Raw genomic sequence first — 22,412 nt, 5'->3', positions numbered from 1 at the left:
CCTGCGGCGGCGCCGCACCAGCGTGGCGCAGGCCGGATGCACCGTTCGCGTGCATGCGCACCGGCGCACTCGAACGCACCCGTCACGTCGTCACGCTAAACTCCGGACGGTCGTTTCATTCTCCGCACTCGCCGTCTCGATGGAAATCGTCTTCACAGTCCTGATCCTGCTACTGACCGTCGCGCTGTCCGGCGCGGTCACACGCATCCTGCCGTTGCAGCTTCCGCTGCCGCTGATGCAGATCGCGTTCGGCGCGATGCTCGCGTGGCCGAAGCTGAACCTGCACGTCACGTTCGATCCCGAAATCTTCATGCTGCTGTTCATTCCGCCGCTGCTGTTCGCGGACGGCTGGCGGATTCCGAAACGCGAGCTGTACCTGCAGCGCCGCGCGATCCTGATGCTCGCGTTCGGGCTCGTGTTCATGACGGTACTCGCAGTCGGCTACTTCGCGCACTGGCTGATACCCGAGTTGCCGCTGCCGATCGCGTTCGCGCTCGCGGCCGTGCTGTCGCCGACCGACGCGGTCGCGCTGTCGGGCATCGCCGGCAAGGGGCGGATCCCGCCGCAACTGATGCATATCCTCGAAGGCGAGGCACTGATGAACGACGCGTCGGGCCTCGTCGCGCTGAAGTTCGCGGTCGCGGCCGCGCTCACCGGCATGTTCTCGCTGCGCGATGCGTCGATCACGTTCGTGATCGTCGCCGCCGGCGGGCTCGCGACGGGCGCGCTCGTGTCGTGGGGGTTCAGCGCGCTGTCGACGCGCTTCCTGAACGCCGAGCAGGAAGGCGATCCGGCCCCCGGCATCGTGATGACGCTGCTCGTGCCGTTCGCCGCCTATCTGTTCGCCGAGCATCTCGAGCTGTCGGGCGTGCTCGCGGCCGTGTCGGCCGGGATGATGATGAACTACACGAGCTTCTCCCGCAAAAGCACCGTCGCGTCGCGCGTGCGGGCCGAAAGCACGTGGGCGATGATCGAGTTCGTGTTCAACGGCATGGTGTTCATCATGCTCGGGCTGCAGCTGCCGCACATCATCGGCCGCGCGCTCGTCGACGCGCACCACACGAGCGACGCGCTCGTCGGCCGGATGATCTTCAACGTGTGCGCGATGATGATCGCGCTGTATGCGATCCGCTTCCTGTGGGTCTGGCTGCTGCGCTGGATCGCGAGCCGCCGCGCCGCGCGCCAGGGCCTCGCCGGCACGATGGCCGGCGTGCGCACGATCGCGGTGATGACGGTCGGCGGCGTGCGCGGCGCGGTCACGCTCGCGGGCGTGCTGTCGATCCCCGTCGCGCTGTCCGACGGCGCGCCGCTGCCCGGGCGCGACACCGCGATCTTCGTCGCATCGGCGGTGATTCTCGGTTCGCTGATCGTCGCGGTGATCGGCCTGCCGCTGCTGCTGCGCGGCGTGCGCTCGACGCGCAACCCGCTCGCCGACGAGGAGCGCACCGCGCGCGCGGCCGCCGCGCAGGCCGCGATCCGCGCGATCGACTCGTCGCACGATGCGATCTCGGCCGATCTCGACGAATCGGGCGCCGCGCGCTGCGCGGACATCTCGGCGCGCGTGATGGACCAGTACCGCCGCCGCCTCGCCGCGCTCGCCGACGACGGCCCGACCCCGCACGCGCAAGCCAAGCAGACGGAGACGATGGAACTGCAGATGCGGATCGCGGCGGTGCGCGCGGAACGTTCGGTGCTGTACCGGCTGCGCAGCGAAAGCAGGATTTCCGACGAGACGCTGACGAAGCTGATCCGCGAGATCGACCTGTCGGAAACGGCGCTGTCGACGCGCAAGAAAGGGCTCGTCTGAGCGGCTGCGCCGCGATGCGATCGCACGGCCTCTCGAAAAAACGGCGACGCACGAGCGTCGCCGTTTTCATCTCCGCCCGCCGCGGCGTTACTTCGCGACGACGACCGGAATTCCCTTCAGCATCCCCGCGCCCTTCATCTCGTCGAGCGCGTGCTGCACGGCCGCACTCGTCGCCGCGTCGATGCCGAGCTGCAGCGCGAGCTCGCGCTCCGCACGCTTCACGCCCGCAAGGTTGCGCACCTTCACGTGACCGAAGCCGCGCACGCGGGCATGAAGATCTGCCAGCTGCGTGACCTGCGCCGCATTGCCGGCGGTCGTCGCGGCGAACGCGCGCGTGAGCGTGGTTTCGTAGTCGTCCGCGAGCGCGCGCTCCATCCGGCGCTCGGCCGTGCGGCCGAACGGATCGAGCCACGTGCCGCGCAGGCTGCGCACGCGCGCGAGCGTGCCGAGCACCGGCCACATCCACTGGCCGAACACGCGCTTCTTCGGCACGCTGCCGTCGCGGTCGGCCTTCGCGACCGTCGGCGGCGCCAGGTTGAACTTCACGCGATAGTCCTGCCCCGGCACGCCTTCGAACTGCGCTTCGAGCGCCGTGCGGAACGCGCCGTCCGCATACAGCCGTGCAACCTCGTATTCGTCCTTCACCGCGAGCAGCCGGTAGAACGTCGTCGCGACCGCACGCGTCAGCGCATCGTCGCCCTTCACGCGCGCCGCGTTCACCAGTGCGCGGTAGCGCTCGACGTAACGGACGCCGCCGTATGCGTCGAGGCGCGCTTCGCGATCGGCGATCAGTTCGGCGAGCGTCTCCGGCACAACCTGCGCGGCCACCGCGTGACGCGCGTTCCACAATGCATTGAGGCCCGCCGCGTCGCCGGCCGCCATCCGGCCGATCGCGAACGCGAGCTTGTTCATCGGCACCGCGACGTTGTTCAGCTCGATCGCGCGCATCATCGCGGCGAGCGACACCGGCACGAGGCCGAGCTGCCACGCGTAGCCGAGCATCAGGATGTTCGCGCCGATCGAGTCGCCGAGGAACTTCGCGGCGAGCGCCTGCGCGTCGCAGCTCGACAGGTAGCCGTCGCCGGCCGCATGGTGCATTTTTTCGAGCAGCGCATCCGCGTGCAGGTTCGCGTCGGGGTTCTGCACGAACGACGCGTTCGGAATCCGGTGCGTGTTGACCACGATCCGCGTGCGCTCGTGGCGCACCGTCTGCAGCGCCTCGGCGCTCGCGCCGACGACCATGTCGCACGCGAGCAGCACGTCGGCCTGCTGCGTGTCGATGCGCACCTGGTTCAGCCATCGGTCGCTCGACGCGATCCGCACGAACGACAGCACCGAGCCGCCCTTCTGCGCGAAGCCCATGAAGTCGAGTACCGACGCGCTCTTGCCTTCGAGGTGCGCGGCCATGCTGATCAGCGCGCCGACCGTCACGACGCCCGTGCCGCCCACGCCCGTGACCAGCATGTCGTACGGCGCCGCGTCGAGATGGGTCGCAGGCACCGGCAGCGCGTCGACGCGCACGGCGAGCGCGGCTTCGTCGAATGCCGCGCCCGCGGCCTTCTTCAGCGCGGCGCCTTCGACCGTCACGAAGCTCGGGCAGAAACCGTTCACGCACGAGTAGTCCTTGTTGCACGACGACTGGTCGATGCGGCGCTTGCGGCCGAGCGGCGTCTCGAGCGGCTCGACCGACAGGCAGTTCGACTGCACGCCGCAGTCGCCGCAGCCTTCGCACACCGCGTCGTTGATGAACAGCCGCTTGTCCGGGTCGGGGAATTCACCCTTCTTGCGGCGGCGGCGCTTCTCGGCCGCGCAGGTCTGGTCGTAGATCAGCACGGTGACGCCCGGCGTCTCGCGCAGCTCGCGCTGCACCGCGTCGAGTTCGCTGCGGTGATGGAACGTCGTGCCCTTCGGGAACTGCCCGTGATGGCCGTCGTACTTCTCCGGTTCGTCGGATACCACGACGAAGCGCGACACGCCTTCCGCCTCGACCTGCCGCGCGATCTGCGGCACCGAGATGCTGCCGTCGACCGGCTGGCCGCCCGTCATCGCGACCGCGTCGTTGTAGAGGATCTTGTACGTGATGTTCGCTTGCGCGGCGACCGCCTGGCGGATCGCGAGAATGCCCGAATGGAAGTAGGTGCCGTCGCCGAGGTTCTGGAACACGTGCTTCGTGTTGGTGAACATCGCGTGCGCGGCCCAGTCGACGCCCTCGCCGCCCATCTGGATCAGGCCCGTCGTGTCGCGCTCCATCCACGACGCCATGAAGTGGCAGCCGATGCCGGCCTGCGCGATCGAGCCTTCCGGCACCTTCGTCGACGTGTTGTGCGGGCAGCCCGAGCAGAAGTACGGCGTGCGCTTCACCGCGTCCGCCTCGTTCGACAGGATCTGCGGCGCGACGAGATCGACGACGCGCTCGCGGCGGTCGAGCGCCGGCTTGTGCCGCGCGAGCCAGGCGGCGAACACCGGCAGGATCCGGGACGGGCGCAGCTCGCCGAGCTCGGACAGCAGGCACGCGCCTTCGGCGTCGTGCTTGCCGAACACGCGCGGGCGTGCACCGTCCGCGCGGTTGTACAGGTAGTCCTTGATCTGCTGCTCGATCACCGGGCCCTTCTCTTCGATGACCAGCACTTCCGACAGGCCGTCGACGAAGGTTTCGATCCGTGTCATCTCGAGCGGATACGACAGGCCGACCTTGTAGATCCGCACGCCGGCCGCTTCCAGGTCGGCAACGGTAAGGTCGAGCCGGCGCAGCGCCTCCATCAGGTCGAGGTGCGCCTTGCCGCACGTGACGATGCCGACATTCGCGTGCGCGCTCGGCGCGATCCATTTGTCGATGCTGTTGGTGCGCGCGAAGTGGCGCACCGCGTCGAGCTTCGCGGCGAGGCGCGCTTCGATCGTGAGGCTCGGCAGGTCGGGCCAGCGGTTGTGCAGGCCGCCCGCCGGCGGCGTGAAGCCTGCCGGCGCCGGCCATTGCGTCTGCAGCGCGTCGAGATCGACGGTCGAGCCCGACTCGACGGTCTCCGAGATCGCCTTGAAGCCGACCCATGCGCCCGAGTAGCGCGACAGCGCCCAGCCGTACAGGCCGAACTCCAGCATGTCGGCGATGTTCGACGGGTTCACGACCGGCATGTGCCACGCGATCATCGCGAAGTCGCTCTGGTGCGGCATCGACGACGACACGCAGCCATGGTCGTCGCCCGCCACCACCAGCACGCCGCCGTGCGGCGACGAACCGTATGCGTTGCCGTGCTTCAGCGCGTCGCCGGCGCGGTCGACGCCGGGGCCCTTGCCGTACCACATCGCGTACACGCCATCGACGGTGCGCTCCGGGTCCGATTCGACGCGCTGCGTGCCGAGCACGGCGGTGCCGCCGAGTTCCTCGTTGATCGCGGGCAGGAAGCGCACGCCGCTGCCGTCGAGCAGTTTCTTCGCCTTCCACAGCTGCTGGTCGACCATCCCGAGCGGCGAGCCGCGGTAGCCGCTGACGAAGCCGGCCGTGTTCAGGCCCTGCGCGGTATCGGACGCGCGCTGCATCAGCAGCAGGCGGACCAGCGCCTGCGTGCCGGTCAGGAAGATCCGGCCGCGCGTGGCGGTCAGGTTGTCGGTCAGGCGGTAGTCGGATAGAGCGGGCGTGCCGTCGACGGGCAGGCGGGCGGTCATGGGGATGTCTCCTGATTGTGTGTTCTGGGCCGCGCACCGGTGCGTCGGGCGACGCCCGCCGGGGAGGGGCTGGATGGCTCTATTTTTTCGCGGAGAGACGAGAAAGTTTTTTCTCATCTTGCGCAGGCGGCGCCGGAGTGAGAAAAACTGCGCAGGTTTTGGGCGGGAATTGAGAGAGTTCTCGCGCGGGGTGGCGGGGGCTGGCTGGGGGTGTGTCGTGCGGGGTTGGCCGGTTGTCTCGAAACCGTGGGGACTGCGGGGGCGGCCTGCGCGGGCGGCGGGAGGCGCTTGCGGCCCCGTGTGACAAGGGTTTGGGCGGTTGAACGGGCACGCGCTCACCGTCAGGATGCACAGCGTTCGGATTGGTCGCGAATCGGAGGTGTCCACAATGTCAGCCAGGACCGCGGGCCGAACAGGCCGAAGCACTCACCGTTCGATCGCACCGGGTTTCGAGTTGCGTCGAGGGCCAGATGTCCATACCGGATTCGGTCCGCGAATCGAGCGGATTTCGACACTCACCGTTGAAATACACAGCGCGACGAGTCGATGTCGCCAGCAGATATCCACATCTTCTGATCGCCGCTCGGCGGAGGCGACCTTCGCGCTCACCGTTCGGATGCACAGGATTGCGAGTCGATTCGGTTGCGTGATATCCACATCTCTGCCTGCCTTGGCAACGTTCCAAAACGAGTCCGGCCGGCGGGTGACGCGGGATAGTGGTGTGTGTGCGGCTGGCGCGTTCTGGGCGCTGGGTGCTGGGTGCTGGGTGCTGGGTGCTGTTACGTTCAGGGTGTCGCGTTCTGAGTGCTGCGTTCTGAGTGCTCGATGCCAGGTGCCGCGTTCTGAGCGCTCGATGCTGGGTGCCGAGTTCTGGCTGTCGCGCGCTGGGCTCTGGGTACCTGGTGCCGAGTGCCGCGTTCTGGGTGACGGGCCTCGCTTGGATCGCACGCGCTTCGCAAGCGTCCGCTCGACATTTAAGCCCGTCAGGGCGCGATTGCGCGATCTAACGATATGCCGGCGCGGGTGTGGATATCACCACCAGCAGACAGAAAAAACGCTGTGCATTTCAATGGTGAGCACCTGCGCCCGATCGAATGAAGACGCCGATTCCGGTGTGGATAGCCCACCCCACCAACTCGAAACACTGTGAATTTCAACGGTGAGCGACAGCATGCAGTTCAGACGAGAGCGGCGATTCGGATGTGGATTACCCGACCCACGCCAACTCAAAACGCTGTGAATCTCAATGGTGAGCAACGGCAAGGCGATCGAACGAGGCACCAACTCGGGTGTGGATAGCTCGCCCCAACAACCACTCAAGACGCTGTGAAATCCAACGGTGAGCGTCGGCATGCTATCGCGCGAAGATACCGAACCGAGCGTGAACGGCGCTACCCGCAATCGCTTGGCAAGCCTTGTGTCTGGAGCCGGAGAGCCGCGCGGGAGCGGGCCGCCAGCCGATCGGACAGTCGCGTTCACCCATGCAAAACACAGTGCGCCGAGTCGCTTCGGAACTGCGATGTCCGCATCGAGACACGCGCCCGAACGGAACACGCAATCGCCAGTGCGGTTAGAATGCGCGACCCTCGACGCCCTGTCGACGATCGGCAACGGGCGCCCAAGCTGACGCCTGAGTCGATCAGGCGCCGGCGCTCACCATCAAAATACACAGCGCGCCGAGTGAATCCTGCGGCAGGATATCCACACCGCGACTCGGGTCCCGATCTATCGCCGATTCGTACGCGCCGTTAGAATGCGCATCGCACCGAAATCCGCCGGACGGCCTGAAATCCGCATCAGGCAAGCCTCGCGCGCGATCGGATGCCGACGCTCACCGTTCCGAAGCACAGCATTTTTCGTTGTTGTGAACGCTGGTTGTCCACACCCTGCGTCGTCGATCCGGCACATGCGGTCACTCTCACCGGTGCAATGCACAGCGTGACGAGTGATTTGGAGGTCGGGATATCCACAACCGATGCTGCCCGGACATTCACGGCTCGCGCGTCGACAACGCCAGTTCATGCGTCTGCCAGCGACGCGCTTCGAATGCCGGAAAGACCCGCAGATTCGGCTTCCCGCCGCGTGCTCACCGCTCGAATTCACAGCATTCCGACTGAACGAAGGGGCAAGTTGTCCACATCCGCACCGCAGCGGTCGGCAATCGCAAGCCTCGTCAATCCGCGATCGAACGGATGATCCGCGCCGGGTTTCCGCCGACCAGCGTGTTGGGCGGAACGCTTTTCGTCACGACGGAACCCGCGCCGATCACTGAGTTGTCGCCGACCGTCACGCCGCCGATGATCGTCGCACCCGCGCCGATCCACACGTTGCTCCCGATCACGATCGGCCGGGCGACGACGGCGTCGCGTCGGCGGGACGGTTCGACAGGATGGCCCGACGTGATGAGGCTGACGTTCGGCCCGATCATCACGTCGTCGCCGATATCGAGGCCGCCGAGGTCGTAGAACGTGCAGTTCTGGTTCACGAACACGTTGCAGCCGATACGCGTATCGGCGCCGCCCGTCGCGTAGAACGGCGGGATCAACAGGAAGCCTTCATCCATCGGCTTGCCGATCAGTTCTCCGAATAGTCTTCGGACTTCATCCGCATCGTCGAACGTCAGACGGTTGAGCCGCGCGGTGAGCGCCATCGTTCGCCTGAGCTCGGCGCGCATCGCGGCCGATTCGGGCGTGCGTCGGGGAATGATCGTAGTCCGGTCGTCGTTCGCCATTCGTTGCCTGTTCTCCGTGTGAGATCGAGCCGGCATGCGGCGCCTGACGATCGCGCCCGATTCGCCGAATGTGATCGCATGAGCTTGAATTCGATTACTGGGGCGAACCGCAAAAGTGCGGCCCGGTTTCGCGTTTTGCGGTCCGCCGCCGAGCATCGTGGGGCTCGTGCTGCCGGCCGTGGCACTGCCGCAAACAATTGGCGGACAGCGTAGTCGTGCAGTATTCGGTCGGGAATTCACACCTCGATTCAAAACTAGTAAATCTATAACTAGTCATCTAATGAATCCCCACCACACAAGCCTTGCGGGAGAAATTCGTCATCAGGTCGCGCTCTCTCGATCCCGCACAACCCGCCGCCAGTCGCAACGCCGCGATCCGCTTCATTCTGCGCCCGCCCCTGTCCGAACCTCTCCCGCTCGGGTACGCTTGAGCATCCACCGACCCGACACGCACACCCATACGCGGAGGCGCGATGAAGCTCTACTACTGGCCGAAGACCCGGGCATTCCGGGCGCTGTGGATGCTGGAGGAAATCGGCGCCGTCTACGAACTCGTGCCGATCGACTTGCGATCGCACGAACAGGGCAGCGACGCGTTCGTCCAGGTCAATCCGATGGCCAAGCTGCCCGCGCTCGACGACGGCAGCGAACCGTTCGCCGAATCCGGCGCCGTGCTGCTCTATCTCGCCGATCGCTGCCCGGGCGCCGGGCTCGGCATTGCACCGGACGATCCGCTGCGGGGCCGCTTCCTGCAGTGGATGTTCTTCACGCCCACCTGCCTCGAGCCGGCGATGGCCGAGAAATTCACCGGCGCGTCGGGCAATCCGGTCGCCTTCGGCTGGGGCAACATCACGCGCGTGCAGCGTGCGCTCGCGCAAACGCTCGCCCACAGCCGCTGGCTCGTCGGCGATCACTTCACCGCGGCCGACCTGCTGCTCGCCAGCACGCTGAAGATCGCGTTCGACGCGCACCTGCTGCCGCACGAAGGCGTGCTCGGCGACTACGTCGCGCGCGCCGAGGATCGCGACGGCCATCGCCGCGCGGTCGCGGTCGAACAGCGCGAAGCGGCGCGCCTGCTGCATGCGTGACGCGTGAACGGCACGGCCTTCCGTCGCGGCGGCCGCGCCCGGAGGCCGGCGCCCGTTCGCGCCGCTCACGGCCGTCATGCAGCCGGCCCGGGCGCCTGCGCAGCCGTGCCGGCCTCGACCACCACGCCCGGCGAGCCGCGCTCGTCCGTATCGGTGTCGACCGGCACGACTTCGTGAAAATGCGTGTAGTCGATGTGCGTGATGCCGCCTTCGTCGTGCATCAGGTCGACATAGCGGTGACGCCAGCGGATCTCCGCATGCGCCCATGAGTAGCGCGCCTGCATGACTTGCGCGGTCGTCTCGTCGGAGCCCTCGATCGTGATCAGCAGCGACGCGTCGCGCGCGGCGAGCGACTCGGCCGTCTCGCCGAACAGCGGGCTCGTTTCGTCGATCACGTGCATCAGGTTCCAGCCGAGCAGGAAGATCGGATGCTCGCTGCGCACGAGCGGCAGGTCGTGGATCTTGCGCAGCGTATAACCCTCGTGCGTGCCTTCGACGCGCATCAGCCGCAGTTTCGCCTGCGCTTCGGCGATCACGTTCTGGCGCGCATTCGCGGCGCGCACCATCAGCGTCATCCGCCCGTTCAGCGGACGCACGATCGCGTAACGCGCGAACAGGATCTTCGCCTGCGGCCGCGAGAAGCGCGCGAACACGAGGCCGGTCGCCAGCGCGATGCCCGACATCCCGATGAAGATTTCGAAGGTCGAGACGACGTGCGCGTAGACGGTCTGCGGATGCATGTCGCCATAGCCGACCGTCGCGAGTGTCTCGACGCTGAAGAAGAACGCGCCGGCGAACCCGGCCGGCGACTGGTTCGCGATCGGCGCGCGGCCGAGCAGGTAGAGCGTCGCGAAACCGCCGTTGAGCAGCAGGAACAGCACCGCGAGCGACAGGAAGAATACGGGCCAGCTCACCGTCAGCGCGCGGTGATAGAGGTCGCGCCAGCCGAGCGGCGGCATCCCGTACGCGATCACGGGGCGGGTGCCCGACCAGATCTTGCGGCCGCGGCCGCGGGAGGCTGGGGAGGACGAATCGACGTTCATCGCGCGAGGGCCTGAAGCAAGGAGGCGATGAGCGTAGCACGCGCAGGCGGCGGCCGGGAATGCGCAGCGATGCGGAGCGGGCCTGCGCGTGCGGCGCGAAAAAAAACCGGCCGCATGGGCGGCCGGCTTCGCGGTCATTCAGCCTGCACGCGCGGCGTGCGGTCGTGCTTACTTGCGGTCGACGATCACGCGGTCGAACGTGCCGCCGTCGGCGAAGTGGGTCTTCTGCGCGTTCGCCCAGCTGCCGAAAACCTGCTCGACGCTGAACGTCTTCAGCGGCTTGAACTCGGCCGCATGCTTCTTCAGCACGGTCGCGTCGCGCGGGCGCAGATGGTGCTGCGCGATGATCTCCTGCGCCTGCGGCGTGTACAGGTAGTCGAGATACGCCTGCGCGACCTTGCGCGTGCCCTTCTTGTCGGCAACCTTGTCGACGACGGCGACGGGCGGCTCCGCGAGGATGCTCGCCGACGGGTACACGGCGTCGAATTCCGCCCCCGACGCGCCCGCGTCCATCAGCGCGACTTCGTTCTCGAACGTGACGAGCACGTCGCCGATGCCGCGCTGCGTGAAGGTCGTCGTCGCGCCGCGGCCGCCCGAGTCCAGCACCGGCACGTTGCGGAACACCGCCTTCTCGAAGTCGAGCGCCTGCTGGTCGGTCGCGCCCTTCTGCTTCTGGTAGCCCCACGCGGCGAGGTACGCGTAGCGGCCGTTGCCCGACGTCTTCGGGTTCGCGATGATCACCTGCACGCCCGGCTTCGCGAGATCGCTCCAGTCCTTGATCGCCTTCGGATTGCCCTTGCGCACGAGGAACACCATCGTCGTCGAGTACGGCGAGCTGCCGTCGGGGAAGCGCGCGCGCCAGTCCTTCGGCAGCAGCTGGCCGCGCTCGGCGAGCAGGTCGATGTCGTTCGGCTGGTTCATCGTCACGACGTCGGCCTGCAGCCCCTGCAACACCGACAGCGCCTGCGCGCTCGACGCGCCGTGCGACTGCTTGATCGTCACCGTTTCACCCGTCTGCTGCTTGTAGGCGGCGGCGAAGCTCGTGTTGATGTCCTTGTACAGTTCGCGCGTCACGTCGTACGACACGTTCAGGATCGACGTGTCCGCATGCGCGGCCGTGGCCGCCACGACCAGCGCCGCCGCGGTGCCCGTGTGCAGCCAGCGGCCGATCCCCTTGATGCTTGCCATCGTGATATGCCCCGTTTCCAGTGGTGGTGAATATGCGTGACGGCACGCGTACGCGCTGTCATCGAAACGTAAGCGGGCATTCTAACGGCCGGGCGCGACGCACTTTCCAATCTGTCGTGGAAAGCAAATCTCGAATCCTGCTAAGCGGGGCGCGTCGCTCGCGTACGCGCCGGATCCGGTGTTAAGATCGCCGCTCAGCCCCTTTCACGGTTCATCCATGTCCGTTGCCCCGCGTTCGCCCTCGATCCTTGCCGCCATCGCGGCAGGCGCGCGCGCGGCCGGGCTGAAACTGAAAAAACGACACCTCGACTGACGGGGGCGTCGCGTCCCGTCAGGCGAATGCCGGACGGGATGCCCGCGAGTCGTTTCATACTCCTTGCTCGCACGCCTCGCTCCGGCACACCGCCGGCGGAACGGTTCCTTCCCACTCCGTTTCCACCATGAGGCTTTGCATGCACACACGTTTCGAAGGTATCTGGCTGCCGCTCATCACGCCGTTCCACGACGGCGAGGTCGACCACGGCGCGCTCGCGCGGCTCGCGCGTCACTATGCGGCGGCGGGCATCGCCGGGTTCGTCGCGGGCGCGACGACCGGTGAAGGCGTGCTGCTCGACGCGCGCGAACAGGACGCCGTGTTCGCGACGCTGCGCGATGCGGTGCCCGACCTGCCGATCGTCGTCGGGCTCACCGCGAGCGCGACGCACTTCGCGGCCGCCCGCGCACGCGAACTCGCCGCGCTGCGGCCCGACGGGCTGCTCGTCACGCCGCCCGTCTACGTTCGGCCGACGCAGGACGGGATCCGCCGCCATGTCGAGGCGATCGTCGAGGCGGCCGACCTGCCGGTCCTCGTCTACAACATCCCGTATCGCACCGGCGTGAACGTCGAACTGGAGACGCTGCAGGCGCTCGCGCGCGATCCGCGCGTCGCGGGCATCAAGGAGTGCGGCGGAACGCTCGACCGGATGAGCCGGCTCGTGCACGAGACGCCGCTCGCGATCCTCTCCGGCGACGACAACCAGAACTTCGCCGCGCTGTGTGCCGGCGCGCATGGCGCGATCGCCAGCAGCGCGCACGTGCTGCCCGAATGGCACGTGCGCATCCACGCGCTGCTGCGCGACGGCCGGCTCGCCGACGCGCGACGGCTGTCGGTCGCGCTGCAGCCGCTCGTCGCGGCGCTGTTCGCGGAGCCGAATCCGGCGCCGGTGAAGGCGGTGCTGGCTGCGCAGGGGTGGTGCGAGGACGGGCTGCGGCTGCCGTTCGTGCCGGCGAGCGAGGGGTTGCGGGAGCGGCTCGACAAGCTGTGCGCGGCGCTGGAGGCGTCGGCGCAGGTGGTCGCGGCAGCGTAGGATTTCGCTCCCGAAACTGTTTCAGACCGTCAGAATCCGCGACGCGCCATACTGCGCGAGATGGCCGTCGGCGGTAATCAGCAGCATCGGTTCGGACCAGGCCTGCGCGACCAGCAAGCGGTCGAACGGATCGCGATGGTAGTGGGGCAGATAGCGCACGGCTGCGCCGTGCGCGGCCCGAACCGGCAGCTCCCGATATCGGCTCATCGCAATCGCTTCGACCATCCGGTCCACATCCACGTCCAGCTTCCCCGTCCCGGCCTTGATCGCGACTTCCCAGATGCTCGCGCTGCTGATGAACACCTCGTCGGCTTCGGCAATCAGATTGCGCGCGCGAGCGCTCAATTTCGGATCATTGGCCCACATCCAGAGAAAGATGTGCGTATCGAATAGCAGCCGCATCACTTTCCTTCGAACGCATCCAGCAAATCATCGGGAAGCGGTGCGTCGAAGTCGTCCGCGATCCATATCTGCCCCTTGAGGAGCCCGTAATGATGAATCGGCTTGAGCGGCACGAGCCGGACCGACTGCTTGCCGTCCTGCATGATCACGACGCGTTCGCCGGCGATCGCGGCATCGAGAAGCCGCTGAAGATCGAGCGCGGCTTCCGGGACAGTGGCAACTTGCATGATGGCCTCCGTTGAGTGATCCACCATTGTCACGACATTCGCCCCGTCCCTCCAATAGGCCGAACGCCCAGCCGAGCGCGGCGTGTCGATCGCCATCACGCCGCCAGCGCCCCCGCCTCCCCTCGCGTCGCGTCCCGCACCGCCTGCGTGACGATCCGCGCGAGCCGCTCGACGGTCGGCGTCGCCGACGACGTCCGCCGCAGCAGCATCAGCGGCAGGCCCGGCAGTGCCGGCAGCCCGGACGACGCCGCATCGAGCACACGCACCGACGCGGGCAGCCCGTAGTGCGAGCGCACGGTCAGCCCGAGGCCGGCCGCCGCCGCCGCCCACAGCCCGGCCAGGCTCGGCGTCGTGAACGCGACGCGCCACGGCACGCCCGCGCGGTCGAGCGCATCGGTCGCCGCGCCGAAGAAGCGGCACGGCCGGTCGAACACGACGAGCGGCAACGGCTCGCCCGATGCGCGCATCGCACGCAGACGCGCGGCGCCGTCGTCGACCGCATCCGCCGATCCGTCGGCGTCCGGCACGCCGAAACCGCTCGCGCCGCCCGCCGCAATCCACTGCATCGGCACCTGCGCGATCGCGTCGCTGTCGATGCCCGCGCGCGACACCAGCGCCGCCGACGCCGGGTCGCCCCACACGAGCGCGAGATCGAGCTGGTTCGCGTCGAGCCGCTCGAGCAACTCGGCATTGCGCGCGACGCGCGCCTCGATCCTCACCTTCGGATGCGCACGCGCGAAACGCCCGAGCACGTCGGGCAGGATCGCTTCGCCGAAGTCCTCCTGAAGGCCGACCCGCACCCAACCGTCGAGATTCACGCCGCGCACGGCCGCGGCCGCTTCGTCGTTCAGCTCGATCATCCGCCGCGCATAGCGCAGCATCGCGTCGCCGGCGTCGGTCAGCGCGAGCCCGCGGCCGGCCTTCACGAACAGCGGCGTGCCGGCCTGTTCCTCGAGCTTGCGGATCTGCGCACTCACCGCCGACGACGAACGCGCGACGCGATCGGCGGCCTTCGCGAAGCTGCCGAGATCCACACCCGCGACCAGGCTGCGCAACGCCGCAACGTCGAAGTTCGGCCGGGCCAGCGTGGCGTCGGGTGCCACGAGCGACGCCTCGCCATGGGCATGGTCTTGTCCGGACATCTCAATCATTCCGTTTTATCGAACGATTCATCAAAAACTTTCCGATTTTCAGGATGAATGTAGGTCGCCACACTGGCGATGTCAATTTCCAAACGGGCCCCGTCGCCATGGATACCTCCTGCCTAGCATCCTCGTCCCCGTCCTTGCCAGCTCGCGACGCGCGCGGCCCGGCCCATCGCTGGCGCGTGCTCGCGGCCGGCGTCGCCGCGAACATGAGCTTTTCCGCCGCCGCGGCGGGCATTCCGACCACCGCCGTGTGGATGCGCTCGGCCTATCACCTCGACAACGGTGCGCTGGGCCTCGTGCTCGGCGCGCTCGGCTTCGGCGTCGCACTGTCCGAACTGCCGTGGGGGATCGCCGCCGACCGCTTCGGCGATCGCCGCGTGCTGCTCACCGGCCTCGTCGCGACCGCCGCGATGCTGGCGCTGATGGTGGCCACGATCGTCCCGGCCGCGCACGCGGTGCCGCCGCTCATGCGCATCGTCGCGGCGATGTGCTGCGTCGGCCTGCTCGGCGGCAGCGTGAACGGCTCGAGCGGACGCGCGGTGATGCGCTGGTTCGGCGAGCGCGAACGCGGGCTCGCGATGAGCATCCGCCAGACGGCCGTGCCGCTCGGCGGCGGCATCGGCGCGGCACTGCTGCCGTCGCTCGCGTCGCATGCGGGCTTCGCCGCGGTGTACGGCGCGCTGATGCTGCTGTGTGCCGGATCGGCCGCGCTCACGTGGCGCTGGCTGCACGAACCGCCCGACACGGCGGCCACCGCGCCCGCCGCCGCGAACCGCGCCGTCGGGCAGCAACCGCCGGCCGCGCCCGCGCGCAGTCCGCTCGCGAGCGGCCGCGTCTGGCGCATCGTGCTCGGCATCGGCGCGCTGTGTGCGCCGCAGTTCGCGGTACTCACGTTCGCGACCGTATTCCTGCACGATTTCGGCCGGCTCGGCCTCGCCGGCATCAGCGCGGCGATGGTCGCGCTGCAGTTGGGCGCGATGGTGATGCGCGTGTGGAGCGGCCGCCATACCGACCGGCACGGCAACCGGCGTGCGTACCTGCGCGGGTCGGTCTGCGTCGCGGCCGGATCGTTCGCGCTGCTCGCGGCCGCGACCGCCGGCAGCCCGCATGTGCCGCTCGCCGCGATCGTCGCGATCCTCGTGTTCGCCGGCATCTGCGTGTCGGCGTGGCACGGCGTCGCGTACACCGAACTCGCGACGCTCGCGGGCGCGAACCACGCAGGCACCGCCCTCGGGATGGCGAACACGGTCGTCTATCTCGGGCTGTTCGCGACACCGCTCGCGATTCCGCCGCTGCTCGCCGTCAGCTCGTGGAGCGTGGTGTGGCTCGCGACCGCGCTGATCGCGGCGGCAACGTACCCGTTGTTTGCCCGCTAGCAAGCGGGCGGGCGCGCCCAGCCCGACCCGCATAGCCCGGCATTCAGAACTTGTACACGGCCGACAGCATCGCCGAGCGGCCGTCGCCGAACTCGACGGCCGACGATTGCGATGCGTTTCCCGCCACCTGCCGCACGCGTTCGACGTAGGCGCGATCGAACAGGTTGTCGACGTTCAGCTGGAAGCGCAGCCTGCGGCTCACGTCGTACGACGCCATCAGGTTGTGCACCCAGTACGCGCCGAGCTTGCCGTCGCCTTGCGACGTCACGTTGCGCCGGCCGACGAAGTGCGAACCGTAGCCCACCGTCCAGCCCGCCGGCAACCGATAGGTCGTCCACAGGTTGAACGCGTGCCGCGGCGTGTTGCCGAGCGCCTGCCCGTCGCGGCGCGGCGTGGCCGGCGAACTGAGCGTGACGCTCGCGAGATACGTGTAGTTGGCGAACACGTCCCACTGCGGCGTCACCTTGCCGGCGGCCCCGAGCTCGATGCCGCGAACGCGCTGCCGGCCCACGAGCGCGTAGCTGCCGTCGGCCATGCGTTCGCGCGCGTTGTTCTTTTCGGTCTGGAACAGCGCGCCGTTCAGCGCGACGCCCGCGAGCCCCTCCCATTTCGCGCCGAGCTCGAAGCTCTCGTTCTTCTCGGGCGCGAGCGCACCGGTCGCCGCGCTCACGCCGGAGCCGGACGTCGCGAGAAATTCGGCGGACGGGTTGAACGACGTGCCATACGCGAAATACACGCGACCGTTGTCGGTCGGCTTGAACACGAGCCCCGCGCGCGTGCTCAGGTGACGATCGGAACTGTCCGCGCGCTCGGCGGGCTTGCCGGCCGCGGCCCCTTCCGCCCAGCCGTCGATCCAGTCGTGCCGCAGCCCGACGTCGATGTCCCAGTAGCGGCCGACGGAGATCGTGTCGAACGCGTACAGCGCCTTCACGACCAGCGCGGTGTCCTGGCGGGCACTGTCCTCGCGCTGCGCCGGGCCGCGCCACACGCCGGGCGGCGCCGCGAGCGCGAAGCCGTCGGCCGGGTAGAACCGGTTGAGCCCGTACGAATAGGTCGTGCGGCCGTACGTTTCGCGCGAGATCTCGAAGCCCGTGACGAGCGTGTGCCCGACGCCGAACGTCGTGAACGTGCTCGTCACGTTCGTCTGGTTCGCCCACATCGCGGTCGACGCGTCGCGGCCGTAGCCTTGCGGCCCGGCCGGCTTGTAACGCCCGGGCGGCAGCCCTTCCAGGCTCACGCGCGCCCCCGAAATCACCGTATCGCGATTCAGGTGCGCGTAGCGGCTCAGGTTCTGCACCTTCAGGCCGGACGACACGTCGTGCTCGGCCTTCACGGTGACGGCATCCGCAGCGATCCGTTCGCGATCCAGATTGCGCCAGCCGAAATAGCGGTCGCGCGACATGCCGGCCAGCACCTGGCCATTGTGCGCAGGCAACCCGTAGTCGGGAAGGTTGTTGTCGTACTGGTGAAAATAGCCGAGCGTGACGCGCGTCGGCGTGCCGAGGCCAAACGCGAGCGACGGCGCGACGCCCCAGCGCCGCTTGCGGATGTCGTTGCGGCCCGGCACATCGTTGACATGCGCCATCGCGTTCAGGCGGAACGCGGCCCGGCCTTCGGTGCCGGGCACCGGCCGGTTCGCATCGAGCGTCACGCGGCGGTAGCCGGACGTACCGAGCATCGTGCCGGCCTCCGTGAGCGCGCCGGCTTTCGGCGTCTTGCTGATCAGGTTCACCGAACCGCCCGTCGTGCCCGCGCCGCCGAACACCGAGTTCGGCCCCTTGATCACCTCGACCGCCTCGACGTTGAACAGGTCGCTGCGATTGTTCTGCGCACTGTCGCGCAACCCGTCGAGCTGCAGGTTCGCGTTCGCGCCGAAGCCGCGGATATTGAACATGTCGCCCGACCCGCCGCCGCCTTCTCCCGCGTTGAACGTGATGCCCGCGACGTTCGACAGCGCGTCGCGCAGGCTCAGCGCCTGCTGTTCGTCGAGCACCGCGCGCGGCACGACGGTGATCGTCTGCGGCACGTCGAGCAGCGGCTTCGCATATTTCGCGGAACCCGACCGGTCGACACGCGAACCGGCGTCGCGCTCGCCGTGGACGAAGATCGGAGTCAGGTGCGGCACATGCCGCAGCTCGCCCTCGTCTGCGCATGCCGGTGCGGCCACACAGGTCATCATTGCGAATGCCACGGACGCGGACGCACCACGCGGTGGCAGCGCGTTCGACTGAATGCAAAGACTCATGTTCACTCCACCCCATTAATGACAATGATTCTCATTCAAATGGATTGGAGCCGGCATGGCAATTGGACACGTCCGAACTTCGTCATCCGAACGAACTGTCGAACGATACGGCTATGCCGCCGGACGGCCGCAGCCCGCCTTCCTTGGCCACACTCGCGCAGCGCGCGAAAGCACAAAACGCGCGAAAGCATTTAGTCGGCTCGACGAAAGCCGTTCGCGATCACGCGCCGGTCGCAAACGATTCACCGAATCGTCGCATCGCACCGGCATACTCGAAAACGTTTCCCGATCCGCCTGCCAGGAGAGAAGTGATGCGTCGTGTTGCCCTCGTCGTCGTTCTATGTGCCGCCGCCTTCGTCGCCGCCTGCAGCGACGACGCGCCGCACGACGCGCACGCGACCGACGCCTCGCAACAGGCCGGCGCATCGTCCGGCGCCGCGAGCGCGTTCAACAGCGCTGCCGGTGCGAACGCCGCCGCGTCCGATGCCGCGCCGCTTGCGCCGCCCGTCGTCCACTACCCGCCCGACGATGACGACGACGCGAAGCCCGCGACGAACGCGGGCTCGTCCGGCGTCGCCGCGTCGTCGCCGCACTGATCCCGCCGTTCCTGTTGGTGTCCCCGTTCCCCGATCGCAGAACCGAGGTGAAATAACATGACGTCATCCAGCCGCCGCCGTTTCCTGCATACCGTCGCACAGTCAGCGGGCGCGGCCGTCGCGCTCAACGCGTTCCCCGAATCGATCCGCCGCGCGCTCGCGATTCCGGCCGCGCGCGGCACCGGCACGATCCGCGATGTCCAGCACATCGTCGTGTTCATGCAGGAAAACCGCTCGTTCGACCATTACTTCGGACACCTGCGCGGCGTGCGCGGCTACAACGACCGCTTCCCGATTCCGCTGCCGAACGGCAAGCCGGTGTGGTACCAGCCGTCAAAGGAAGACTCGGCGAAGCCCGTGCTGCCGTTCCGGCTCGACACGAAGACGACCAGCGCGCAGTGCCTGGGCGCGCTCGACCACTCGTGGGCGAAGACCCACGCGGCGATCGACGGCGGCCGCTACGACCAGTGGCCCGCGAACAAGACCGACATGACGATGGGCTATCACGTGCGCGAGGACATCCCGTTCCACTACGCGCTCGCCGATGCGTTCACCGTGTGCGACAACTACTTCTGCTCGCTGCCGGGGCCGACGCACCCGAACCGTTCGTACCTGATGACGGGCACGGTCGACCCGACCGGCAAGTTCGGCGGCCCGCTGCTCGACAACGCCGACTACGTCGACGGCGACCTGCCGCCCGCGTACCAGCTGCTGTCGTGGACGACCTTCCCCGAACGGCTCGAAGCGCATGGCGTGTCGTGGCAGATCTACCAGCAGGGGCTCACGTGGGCCGACCCGTACAACGGCAACTACGGCACGAACATCCTGCAGAACTTCACGAACTTCATCAATGCGAAGCCGGGCTCGTCGCTGTACCAGCGCGCGCAGACGGTGCGTACGCTCGACAACCTGAAGGACGACGTGATCAACGACCGGCTGCCGCAGGTGTCGTGGCTGCTGCCGCCCGCCGTGTTCTCCGAGCATCCGAAATACACGCCCGCGTACGGCGCGAACTACACGTCGCAGATCCTCGACGCGCTGACCTCGAACCCGGACGTGTGGGCGAAGACGGTGCTGTTCATCATGTACGACGAAAACGACGGCTTCTTCGATCACGTCGTGCCGCCGCAGCCGCCGACCTCGGCCGCGCAGGGCGCATCGACCGTGACCACCGACGGCGAGCTGCATACGGTCGTGAATCCCGGCCGCGGCGGCAGCTACACGGCCGACGGGCTGCCGTACGGCCTCGGGCCGCGCGTGCCGATGACGGTCGTGTCGCCGTGGTCGAAGGGCGGCTTCGTGTGCTCGCAGGTATTCGACCACACGTCGGTGATCCGCTTCATCGGCGAGCGCTTCGGCGTCGACGAGCCGAACATCACGCCGTGGCGCCGGACCATCTGCGGCGACCTCACCGCCGCGTTCGACTTCCGCTCGTCCGACGCGACGTTCCCGACGCTGCCCGATACGAGCCAGTACCGCTCGATCGCCGACCAGCAATGCACGTCGCAACCCGCGCCGACCGTGCCCGCGACACCGTCGCCGATCGACCCGCAGGAACCCGGCGTGCGCCCGGCGCGCGCGCTGCCGTACGAACTGCACGTGAACGCGAGCCTCTACGGCGGCAACACGCTGCGCATCGAGTTCGCGAACCGCGGCAACCAGGGCGCGCACTTCCAGGTGTACGCGACGAACCGCACCGACGGCCCATGGCGCTACACGGTCGGCGCGCGCCGCGTGCTGCACGCGGACTTCGACCTGACGGAGACGAACGGCGCGTATGCGTTCTCGGTGTACGGGCCGAACGGCTTCGTGCGGATGTTCGCGGGCAACGTGTCGGCCGCGACGGCGCGCCGCCGCAACCAGGCGCAGCCTGAGGTGAAAGCCGGCTACGACATCGCGAACGGCAACCTGTACCTGAAGCTGCGCAACCACGGCAGCGGTCACGTGACGCTGACGCTGACCGACAATGCGTACGGTACGCCCGCGCGCCAGGTGACCCTGCACGGCGGCGACGAACGCGTCGAGCAATGGGCGCTCGCGTCGAGCCACCACTGGTATGACGTGACGGTGAGCGACGGCGTGAACGGCACGTTCTCGCGCCGCTTCGCGGGCCACGTCGAGAACGGCCGGTCGAGCTACTCGGATCCGGCCGCGGTGCGCCCGGCTTCCGCGTCGTAAGCGCGGCGGCACGACGGTGCGCGGCGTCGGCCGCGCGGCGCGTGCCGTCGAATCTCAGATCGCGTGCGCGAGCGCGCGCTCGACGGGCGCGACGTCGAAGCCGTCGTCCGCGTCGCGAAAGCGCAGCGGCGCCGCGCAGTGCACCAGCGTGTCGATGAAGTACTTCGCGCGCGGCCACGGCCCGAAGCCGGCCGCGGTGTTGATGTGCCCCGCGTCGCCGAGGTTCACGAATGCGCTGCCGAGCCGCTGCGCGAGCGTGCGCGCATCGGCGAGCGGCATCCACGGGTCGGTTTCGCTGCCGATCACGATCGACGGCACCGCGAGCCGGCGCGCGTCGAACGGCCCGGCGAACGTGAATTTCTTCGGACTGGCGGGCGCGACGAGCAGCACGCCCGCGACGTCGGCCGCCTGCGGCCATTGCGCGAGCGCATGCGCGGCCGCGAGGCAGCCGAAGCTGTGCGCGGCCAGCACGAACGGGCCGCGCTCGCGTTCGAGTAGCACGCGCACGGACTGCGCCCAGCGCGCGAGATCGGGGGCGTCCCAGTCGGCCTGCTCGACCCGCAGCGAACGCGGGAACTGCCGCTCCAGCCAGGTCTGCCAGTGGGCGCCTTCGCTGCCGTGCAGGCCCGGAACGGTCACGAGCCGCGGCGGCCACGCCGATTTGCTGCATGCGCGCATGATTGCCCTCGCTTGCTTTGCTTGGAGACGAGGTTCGATTGTGGCGTGGCGTGCGCGGCGGCCGAACCAATATTTTGTGCTTTGCTTTTGCGCGGGACGGTAGCCGGGCGACCGCCGGCGCGGGCCCCGCGGTGCGGGCCGGCAGCCTCGCGGCGGCGCAATGCGCCGCGAAACCGTAGAATGTGGGCTTCCCGCTTGCCTTGCATCGGATCGAACCGGGGCGCCCCGCGCCGGTTCCGATCGACAGGAGACGCCCGATGTCCGCTACGCCCGCCGGCGCGCTGCGCCCGTTCCATCTCGCCTTCCCCGTGTCGAGCCTCGCCGGCGCGCGCGCGTTCTACGGCGGCCTGCTCGGCTGCCCCGAGGGCCGCAGCTCGGAACACTGGGTCGACTTCGACTTCTTCGGCCATCAGCTCGTCGCGCACCTCGCGCCGGACGAAACCGGCAAAAGCGCAGTGAACCCGGTCGACGGCGACGACGTGCCCGTGCGCCATTTCGGCGTCGTGCTGTCGATGGACGAATGGCACGCGCTCGCCGACAAACTGAAGGCCGCGCATACGCGCTTCGTGATCGAGCCGCATATCCGCTTCAAGGGCGAGGTCGGCGAGCAGGCGACGATGTTCTTCCTCGATCCGTGCGGCAACGCGCTCGAGTTCAAGGCGTTCGCCGACATCGGCCAGCTGTTCGCGAAGTAGGCGC

17 protein-coding genes are annotated in these 22,412 nt (G+C 68.3%); 7 read left to right on the top strand and 10 right to left on the bottom strand.

Annotated features, from left to right (window positions below; genetic code table 11):
• Positions 1-139: 139 nt before the first annotated feature.
• Complete coding sequence (locus U4Y91_RS21370) at positions 140-1,807, top strand: Na+/H+ antiporter (RefSeq protein ID WP_321806755.1); 1,668 nt, start codon at positions 140-142, stop codon at positions 1,805-1,807.
• Between the two features lie 87 nt (positions 1,808-1,894).
• Here the strand turns inward: U4Y91_RS21370 and U4Y91_RS21365 are convergent, their stop codons facing one another.
• From U4Y91_RS21365 to U4Y91_RS21355, 3 genes are all read right to left on the bottom strand, one after another.
• The gene (locus U4Y91_RS21365; protein WP_321806754.1) at positions 1,895-5,467 is read right to left on the bottom strand and encodes an indolepyruvate ferredoxin oxidoreductase family protein; all 3,573 of its coding nucleotides are present in this window, start codon (positions 5,465-5,467) and stop codon (positions 1,895-1,897) included.
• A 1,032-nt stretch (positions 5,468-6,499) separates the two neighbouring features.
• A complete protein-coding gene (locus U4Y91_RS21360; RefSeq protein ID WP_321806753.1) occupies positions 6,500-6,820 on the bottom strand; it encodes a hypothetical protein in 321 nt (106 codons plus the stop codon).
• Positions 6,821-7,640: 820 nt separating this feature from the next.
• Positions 7,641-8,198 carry a sugar O-acetyltransferase gene (locus U4Y91_RS21355; RefSeq protein ID WP_321806752.1) on the bottom strand — a complete coding sequence of 186 codons (558 nt, stop codon included), beginning with the start codon at positions 8,196-8,198 and terminating at the stop codon, positions 7,641-7,643.
• Positions 8,199-8,671: 473 nt separating this feature from the next.
• Between U4Y91_RS21355 and U4Y91_RS21350 the strand changes: the two genes are divergently transcribed.
• Positions 8,672-9,286, top strand: a complete 615-nt coding sequence (locus tag U4Y91_RS21350) for a glutathione S-transferase family protein (RefSeq protein ID WP_044846169.1) — start codon at positions 8,672-8,674, stop codon at positions 9,284-9,286.
• Between the two features lie 74 nt (positions 9,287-9,360).
• Here the strand turns inward: U4Y91_RS21350 and U4Y91_RS21345 are convergent, their stop codons facing one another.
• Complete coding sequence (locus U4Y91_RS21345; RefSeq protein WP_321806751.1) at positions 9,361-10,329, bottom strand: ion channel; 969 nt, start codon at positions 10,327-10,329, stop codon at positions 9,361-9,363.
• Positions 10,330-10,497: 168 nt separating this feature from the next.
• The gene (locus tag U4Y91_RS21340; RefSeq protein WP_321806750.1) at positions 10,498-11,517 is read right to left on the bottom strand and encodes a sulfate ABC transporter substrate-binding protein; all 1,020 of its coding nucleotides are present in this window, start codon (positions 11,515-11,517) and stop codon (positions 10,498-10,500) included.
• 452 nt (positions 11,518-11,969) lie between these two features.
• Between U4Y91_RS21340 and dapA the strand changes: the two genes are divergently transcribed.
• Positions 11,970-12,863 carry a 4-hydroxy-tetrahydrodipicolinate synthase gene (gene dapA / locus U4Y91_RS21335; RefSeq protein WP_321806749.1) on the top strand — a complete coding sequence of 298 codons (894 nt, stop codon included), beginning with the start codon at positions 11,970-11,972 and terminating at the stop codon, positions 12,861-12,863.
• 21 nt (positions 12,864-12,884) lie between these two features.
• Here the strand turns inward: dapA and U4Y91_RS21330 are convergent, their stop codons facing one another.
• The 3 genes from U4Y91_RS21330 to U4Y91_RS21320 all read right to left on the bottom strand — a co-directional run bounded on the left by U4Y91_RS21330 (position 12,885) and on the right by U4Y91_RS21320 (position 14,634).
• Positions 12,885-13,265, bottom strand: coding sequence for a type II toxin-antitoxin system VapC family toxin (locus tag U4Y91_RS21330; RefSeq protein ID WP_014895868.1), 381 nt, complete (start codon positions 13,263-13,265; stop codon positions 12,885-12,887).
• Positions 13,265-13,492, bottom strand: a complete 228-nt coding sequence (locus tag U4Y91_RS21325) for a prevent-host-death protein (RefSeq protein ID WP_321806867.1) — start codon at positions 13,490-13,492, stop codon at positions 13,265-13,267. The genes U4Y91_RS21330 and U4Y91_RS21325 overlap by 1 nt, the downstream gene beginning before the upstream one ends.
• Positions 13,493-13,587: 95 nt before the next feature.
• Positions 13,588-14,634, bottom strand: coding sequence for a LysR substrate-binding domain-containing protein (locus tag U4Y91_RS21320; RefSeq protein ID WP_321806748.1), 1,047 nt, complete (start codon positions 14,632-14,634; stop codon positions 13,588-13,590).
• A 107-nt stretch (positions 14,635-14,741) separates the two neighbouring features.
• On the opposite strand from U4Y91_RS21320, the gene U4Y91_RS21315 reads away from it, so the two are divergent.
• A complete protein-coding gene (locus tag U4Y91_RS21315; protein WP_321806747.1) occupies positions 14,742-16,016 on the top strand; it encodes an MFS transporter in 1,275 nt (424 codons plus the stop codon).
• Between the two features lie 43 nt (positions 16,017-16,059).
• On the opposite strand, the gene U4Y91_RS21310 is transcribed toward U4Y91_RS21315, so the two are convergent.
• A complete protein-coding gene (locus U4Y91_RS21310; RefSeq protein ID WP_321806746.1) occupies positions 16,060-18,261 on the bottom strand; it encodes a TonB-dependent siderophore receptor in 2,202 nt (733 codons plus the stop codon).
• A gap of 311 nt (positions 18,262-18,572) precedes the next feature.
• Here U4Y91_RS21310 and U4Y91_RS21305 point away from each other — a divergent pair, with 311 nt between their 5' ends.
• Positions 18,573-18,857: a hypothetical protein gene (locus tag U4Y91_RS21305; RefSeq protein ID WP_321806745.1), complete on the top strand. Its 285-nt coding sequence runs from the start codon at positions 18,573-18,575 to the stop codon at positions 18,855-18,857.
• A 57-nt stretch (positions 18,858-18,914) separates the two neighbouring features.
• Positions 18,915-21,035: a phosphocholine-specific phospholipase C gene (locus tag U4Y91_RS21300; RefSeq protein ID WP_321806744.1), complete on the top strand. Its 2,121-nt coding sequence runs from the start codon at positions 18,915-18,917 to the stop codon at positions 21,033-21,035.
• Positions 21,036-21,089: 54 nt separating this feature from the next.
• Here U4Y91_RS21300 and U4Y91_RS21295 read toward each other — a convergent pair whose 3' ends face one another.
• The gene (locus U4Y91_RS21295; RefSeq protein WP_044846156.1) at positions 21,090-21,713 is read right to left on the bottom strand and encodes an RBBP9/YdeN family alpha/beta hydrolase; all 624 of its coding nucleotides are present in this window, start codon (positions 21,711-21,713) and stop codon (positions 21,090-21,092) included.
• 257 nt (positions 21,714-21,970) lie between these two features.
• Here U4Y91_RS21295 and U4Y91_RS21290 point away from each other — a divergent pair, with 257 nt between their 5' ends.
• Positions 21,971-22,408 carry a VOC family protein gene (locus U4Y91_RS21290; RefSeq protein ID WP_044846155.1) on the top strand — a complete coding sequence of 146 codons (438 nt, stop codon included), beginning with the start codon at positions 21,971-21,973 and terminating at the stop codon, positions 22,406-22,408.
• Positions 22,409-22,412: the final 4 nt, after the last annotated feature.

It is taken from the genome of Burkholderia sp. BCC1993 (assembly GCF_905339865.1).
In the GTDB taxonomy this organism is placed as follows: domain Bacteria; phylum Pseudomonadota; class Gammaproteobacteria; order Burkholderiales; family Burkholderiaceae; genus Burkholderia.
Note: the sequence above shows the minus strand (reverse complement) of the source record. Positions and strands in the feature narration are given on the sequence as shown.